9 protein-coding genes are annotated in these 5,677 nt (G+C 45.2%); 4 read left to right on the top strand and 5 right to left on the bottom strand.

The window, feature by feature from the left end; translation table 11 throughout:
* Positions 1-332: 332 nt before the first annotated feature.
* On the top strand, positions 333-542 hold the full coding sequence (locus PX482_RS01430) for a hypothetical protein (RefSeq protein ID WP_002761322.1): 210 nt from the start codon (positions 333-335) through the stop codon (positions 540-542).
* A gap of 261 nt (positions 543-803) precedes the next feature.
* On the opposite strand, the gene PX482_RS01425 is transcribed toward PX482_RS01430, so the two are convergent.
* The 5 genes from PX482_RS01425 to gpmI all read right to left on the bottom strand — a co-directional run bounded on the left by PX482_RS01425 (position 804) and on the right by gpmI (position 4,032).
* On the bottom strand, positions 804-1,520 hold the full coding sequence (locus PX482_RS01425; protein ID WP_288025559.1) for a peptidase: 717 nt from the start codon (positions 1,518-1,520) through the stop codon (positions 804-806).
* The gene (gene secG / locus PX482_RS01420) at positions 1,521-1,754 is read right to left on the bottom strand and encodes a preprotein translocase subunit SecG (protein WP_002736485.1); all 234 of its coding nucleotides are present in this window, start codon (positions 1,752-1,754) and stop codon (positions 1,521-1,523) included.
* A 67-nt stretch (positions 1,755-1,821) separates the two neighbouring features.
* Positions 1,822-2,163 (bottom strand): type II toxin-antitoxin system RelE/ParE family toxin, encoded by a 342-nt coding sequence (locus PX482_RS01415; RefSeq protein WP_002761318.1) that lies wholly within the window; start codon positions 2,161-2,163, stop codon positions 1,822-1,824.
* Complete coding sequence (locus tag PX482_RS01410; RefSeq protein ID WP_002761316.1) at positions 2,147-2,404, bottom strand: hypothetical protein; 258 nt, start codon at positions 2,402-2,404, stop codon at positions 2,147-2,149. The genes PX482_RS01415 and PX482_RS01410 overlap by 17 nt, the downstream gene beginning before the upstream one ends.
* A gap of 29 nt (positions 2,405-2,433) precedes the next feature.
* Positions 2,434-4,032 (bottom strand): 2,3-bisphosphoglycerate-independent phosphoglycerate mutase, encoded by a 1,599-nt coding sequence (gpmI, locus tag PX482_RS01405; RefSeq protein ID WP_288121992.1) that lies wholly within the window; start codon positions 4,030-4,032, stop codon positions 2,434-2,436.
* A 106-nt stretch (positions 4,033-4,138) separates the two neighbouring features.
* Between gpmI and PX482_RS01400 the strand changes: the two genes are divergently transcribed.
* The 3 genes from PX482_RS01400 to PX482_RS01390 are packed head-to-tail and all read left to right on the top strand — an operon-like array spanning position 4,139 to position 5,487.
* Positions 4,139-5,116 (top strand): phosphate ABC transporter substrate-binding protein, encoded by a 978-nt coding sequence (locus PX482_RS01400; protein ID WP_002761312.1) that lies wholly within the window; start codon positions 4,139-4,141, stop codon positions 5,114-5,116.
* A 58-nt stretch (positions 5,117-5,174) separates the two neighbouring features.
* Complete coding sequence (locus PX482_RS01395; protein ID WP_002761310.1) at positions 5,175-5,321, top strand: hypothetical protein; 147 nt, start codon at positions 5,175-5,177, stop codon at positions 5,319-5,321.
* A 13-nt stretch (positions 5,322-5,334) separates the two neighbouring features.
* Entirely contained in the window at positions 5,335-5,487 is a 153-nt protein-coding gene (locus PX482_RS01390; RefSeq protein ID WP_071825081.1) for a type II toxin-antitoxin system HicA family toxin, read from the top strand.
* Positions 5,488-5,677: the final 190 nt, after the last annotated feature.

Here is a 5,677-nt window from a genome sequence, read left to right as displayed (position 1 = left end):
TTTTAGTTTTTCTATTAAGCTCAACATATCTTTCAAAAGTTCGCGTTCACTTCTCATTTTACCTGACAGTGATCGCTTTTACTTTTGATATTCTGATGGGAGAATGAAACAGCCCTACCCTTGATAAGGGGGGTGTCGATAGGCGGGGGGATCCCCTCTTAATCCCCCCTTAATAAGGGGGGCATCTGATAATTTTTAACTCCTACCTACTTAGTGGGTAAAATGTTTGTGTATAGGACATTTTGAAACCCGCGGATTTGCCATCGTGCAACAAATCATTCCCACTTCCATGGCGGGTTACGTCCCATAAATTCCCAACTCATTTTTTCCCCATGACTAAACCCTTAGACTCCCTGAAACAGCCCAATCCCTCGGAAAAAACAGCCCCTAGAGATGATTGGTTAGATAGCGAACTATCTCGTTTAGAAGATTATGAACCTTACGATTGGGGAGAAATAGATCCCTTAATGTTAGGCAAACCCGTACAATATGTTTCTAGTATTGGCTTAGTTGTCGAGGGTGGCAAAGATTGGGGTTGCTGATTTGCAATAGGAATCTTCTTGTGTGGGGTTTTTAAAACCTAGAGCTAAACTAACTTTTGGATAGGATGCACAGTTGGCATTCATAGCTTGAGTCAGCAACACCCCTCCCCAGCAACCCAAGTTAATCAGTGCGATTAAAACATGGCTAGAGGAAATAGAGGTTTAAGCGATGGTTAATCTTCTGGATCTTAGTCAGTTATACTAAGTATATCCATAACTTATACTTTTTAATAGCAGAACCGACTGAAGAGCAATATTTACCTATTCAGGTATTAGATACCCTAGCTTATCCATCTGCCAACCTAACTTAGTTGGCTGCTGATAAACCTTTTTTAAAGTGTTAATATCCCGGCTAGAAATCGGGGCAATATCTCTAGTTTGAGCGAAATACATCACATCCGTCTCTAGGGGACTATGACCCCAAATTCCCAAAGCGTGACCTAATTCGTGCCGCGCTGCCGCTAAGGCCGACCGATCGGCTAAATTAGGACTAATCTGGATACTCATCCGATGAGTTAAGCGATTTTCCTTGACAAAAATCTCGTATTGTGTTATGGCAGAACGCACCCGGGGCAGTTCTAACTTACCCGTTTCGGCATTAAAACGGACTCCCGACGGCGGTAACTCCCGTTTAATGAGGATATCGGCCAATTCTGCCCGATTTACCAACTCCATCGGCAAATACTGCCCCCATTCAGCGATCGCCTGTTGTACCAAACTCAGCCAAGAACTGCGATCGCTGTGAACATAAATCTTCACGGGAAATTGCGACCAAATCAACGCCCCCACGGGACTGATTTCCACAGCATCAAAATAATCCCCGGACTGGTTTTGCTCTTGCCATTGGGCTAAATTAGCGGGTAAAGGATGGGTTTTTAACTCCGGTAGCGATCGACTGTCGGCGATCAAAGAATAGGAAAACAGCAAAAGACTCGCCAAGGCCGCGAGTCCTAGAAAAGAGAACCGACCTCTCAGCATTTAGCGATTTAACCAGCCGGCACTTAGTACAATAGTTAGGGTGATAAATACCGTCCCCAACGCCCAAGTCACCTGATTTAAGGTTTTTTCCGCCGTTTTTGCGCTGGTAAAAATCTGTGATTGGCCGCCAATACCGCCAATACCATCCCCTTTGGGACTGTGTAATAACACCAAAATCGCCAGAAAGGCCGCCGCCAGCGCCCAAATAATCTGTACTACCAGCACCACTGTCATGATTATTACTCTCTATTTTCCATTACAAAGTATAGCAGTTATCAAGCCGTCAGCTTTGAATTAGTTATCAACTAGGGTCCTCTTCATCCTCTATATCCTCAAGTGTTAGTGGTGCTTGGGCGCTATGGCGAACATATAGTACATAAACCGTACTATCTCTAATTGTAAAAAGCACTCGATAGACATTTTTACCTTTCCCATAAAAAAGTTGTCGGACTTCTTTGGGTAGAAAAATCGTCTGTTCGAGCGCTAAAGCACAACGAGTTGGTTTCTCTTGCAGAGTCGCAATAGCATTCATTAATCCTCGAAACCAACGGTCAGCAAACTCGGCATTATAACCTCGATACCAGCGATAGGCTTTTTCGATCTGTGCCGTGGCAGTTGGGGTAATTTCAACCTGAAATACCATATTTTTCGGCCATTTCTTGGGCAAAATCGGCAAGAGGACGGGTTTTACCGGAGTTTATCTCCTCGAAACCTTGCTGAATCCCCTCGATGACCTCTAAATACTCCATCAGTTGTCTGAGCTTACTAGGATCGATTTGATCGAGAAAAGTGACCAGCACTTGTGAGCGATCGCTAATATCATTGGGTAACTCGGTTAGGTGTATTTGTCCATCTCGATAAACACCTTCGATGGTTTTCAGCATAAAATTCCCCTTTCTTGACTTTTTACTCGTTAAAGCGAGATGCGGACGGGAGTGCGACTGGCTTTAATTTCCACTTCGGCTGGTTTAATCAGCGATCGCCCGGTCATTTCTACTGGGACGGGAATAGAGAGAATTTCCAGGATAGTGGGGGCAATATCGGCTAAACGACCATCATCCCGCAGCTGCACATCGCCACCGTGGCCGGGTATTTTTCTTTGTTCCCCTTCAATTAAAATTAAAGGAACGGGATTAGTCGTGTGGGCCGTCCAAGGATTACCCGACTCATCCACCATCGTTTCCGCGTTACCGTGGTCGGCAGTGATTAACACTGTTCCCCCCAATTTATTGATGCTACTTAACAACTTAGCCAAGCATAGATCCACCGTTTCCACTGCTTTCATGGCCGCGTCTAAAATGCCCGTATGACCCACCATATCGGGGTTAGCGTAATTGACTACCACCAGACTATAGAGCCCCTGTTCGATCGCCGCAGAGACCGCTGCTGTCACCGCGGCTGCCGACATAGCCGGAGCTTGGTCATAGGTGGCGACTTTTGGACTAGGAATTAATTCGCGTACTTCTCCCTCAAAGGGTTTTTCTAACCCCCCATTAAAAAAGTAGGTGACGTGGGGATATTTTTCGGTTTCCGCACAACGAAACTGTTTTAATCCCTGTTGAGCGATCACCTGTCCTAAAATATTATTTAAATTCTGGGGAGCAAAAGCCACATCTACCGGTAATTTCGGATCGTATTGGGTGAAAGTGACAAAACTGAGGGGAGAAATTAAATCTCGATCGAAATCTTCAAAATCGGGCATAGTCAGGGCATGACATAACTGTCTAGCTCGATCGGGACGGAAATTATAGAATATCACCCCATCGCCAGCTTCGATCGCCCCCGGTGCAATTCTGGTGGGGGGAATAAATTCATCGGTAATATTTTGATCATAAAATGCCTGTAATACTTCAGTAATCGATCGCCCGTCGATACCTTGATCACTGGTCATCACGTTATAGGCTTTTTCCACCCGATCCCAACGGCGATCCCGATCCATGGCATAATAACGGCCACTGAGAGTCACCAGGCGACCGAGACTGATTTTATTAATATGTTCTTGAATCCGTTTAATAGCTGGCATTCCGTCGGTGACATTAGTATCGCGACCATCGGTGATGACATGAATGCAGACATCGCTAATCCCTTGCACTTTCGCTAAGTCTAATAATCCCAGTAAGTGATCGAGATGGGAATGGACTCCTCCCTCGGAACATAAACCAATCAGGTGTAATTTGCTTTTTTTAGGGCGAATCTCGGCGCAGAGTTTTAATAAAGCCTGATTTTGTTGAATCGAACCATCTTCGATCGCATCGGAAATTCGTACTAACTCCTGTGGTACAACTCGCCCCGCTCCGATATTCAGGTGGCCAACTTCCGAGTTGCCCATCTGTCCTTCTGGTAGTCCCACATCCTTAGCGGAGGTGCGGATTAAGGTGTGGGGATAAACTTCCCAGAGACTATCCATAATCGGGGTTTTCGCCATTGCGATCGCATTATCCGACCTTTGCGGGCGATAACCCCAACCATCAAGGATAACCAGTACGACTGGGGATATAGGTGCGTGGGTCATGATATACAGTCCTAAATCAAGAGTGGATTTCCATGCACTAAGATAATATCATCGAAACTTCCATTGATCACCGGTGTCGGGGCGATCGACCCCCTAATGTCAGCAAATGATGGGTATGTCTCAAAAAAACGAAACAACTGCTTTAATAATCGCTCTTTTAGCCACTGCGGGCATTTTAGGTGGGGGTTACTTTTGGCTGCAAAGTCAATGTGCTGCGGGTCAAGAATTCTTTCTCTGTGGCAGCAGTAAAAGTCCGCAAAAATCCCCCACATCGGGAAGTGCCTCCTCTCCGCTACCCCCTCCCCCTTCCCCCCAGGGAGTGGTCAGTTTTGCCCCACCGACTTCTATCCCCAGTGGCACGACAATTCGCATTAACGGCTCTACCAGTATGGTACAGATTAATCAAGCCTTAAAAGCCGCTTTAACGGCCAAATTTCAGGGGGTAGAAGTCTTGACAAATGCTCAAGGATCTGATAGGGGATTAGAGGAAGTGGCCCGGGGGGCGATCGATATTGCGGCGGTGTCACGACCTTTAACCGAGTCAGAACGCTCTCAGGGATTGGCTTCTAGTCCGATCGTCCGAGATGCGATCGCTATTGTGGTGGGAGTAAAAAACCCCTTTGCGGGGGGGTTAACCACTGCCCAAGTTAAAGATATTTTTACCGGAAAAATCACCTCTTGGTCGGAGGTGGGCGGTTCTGCTGCTACTATTCAAGTGATTAATCGTCCTCCTATTAGTGGCACTTATCAAAGTTTTCGTCAGGAAGTGCTGCAAGGGGGAGAATTTGGTAGGGGAACTAATTTTAAAATGATGGAGAGGGATGCCACCACCCCAATCTTGCGAGTTTTGGGACTGAATGGCATTAGTTACGCAACCTATGGCCAAATCGCCAACCAAAAAACCGTAAGAGCGCTCGCTGTGGACGGAATTTCAGCCAGTGAACCTAATTATCCCTGGCAGCGTACCCTTTACTACGTTTACAAAGAACCTGCTAGTGAAGCGGTCAAAGCTTTTATGGGTTTTGTGGCCTCTAGTGATGGTCAAGAAGCGATTTTTCGGGCCAATGAAGACCTACAAAAGTAGTCAGCGAGAATATCCGAAAATCTGGGAAATTTTACGCCTTGCATCACTAGGGTGAGCATTGCCTATTTTACTGTGGAGACGGGGAAGCATTGGGGCTTTGCAAGCTTTGGGACTGAATGGCATTAGTTACCCTACCTATAGCCAAATTGCCAATCAAAAAACCTGGGATTTAATGCTGGCAGCGGCGAAACGAGAAAAAGTTTGAGCAACTTTGTTAACTGCTGAGAAAACTTGGCTTTGATGAAAGAATACGAGGAAGTCATCATATTTTCATTCAAGAAGGAATTGAAGAAATTTTAAATCTACAACCCAAACAAGGAAAAGTAAAGACTTATCAAGTCAAACAAATTCGTAATCTAATTTTAAAATAGACCTCTTGCATAATTAATTTTTCAGGGTTCAAAAACGGCAAAAATAAGGATTAAATGGCATAAAGTCTGTAAATAGACCATTTAACTGATTATTATTCATTCGGCTCTTCGGTTTGTGTTATGCAATGGACGGGGATTATAAGGGATGGAACCCTTATATAGAAAGGCATTTAGCGATTTTTGTCAATTG

Origin of the sequence: Microcystis sp. M53602_WE12, from assembly GCF_030065455.1 — a bacterium.
GTDB classification, from domain to species: domain Bacteria; phylum Cyanobacteriota; class Cyanobacteriia; order Cyanobacteriales; family Microcystaceae; genus Microcystis; species Microcystis aeruginosa.
Note: the sequence above shows the minus strand (reverse complement) of the source record. Positions and strands in the feature narration are given on the sequence as shown.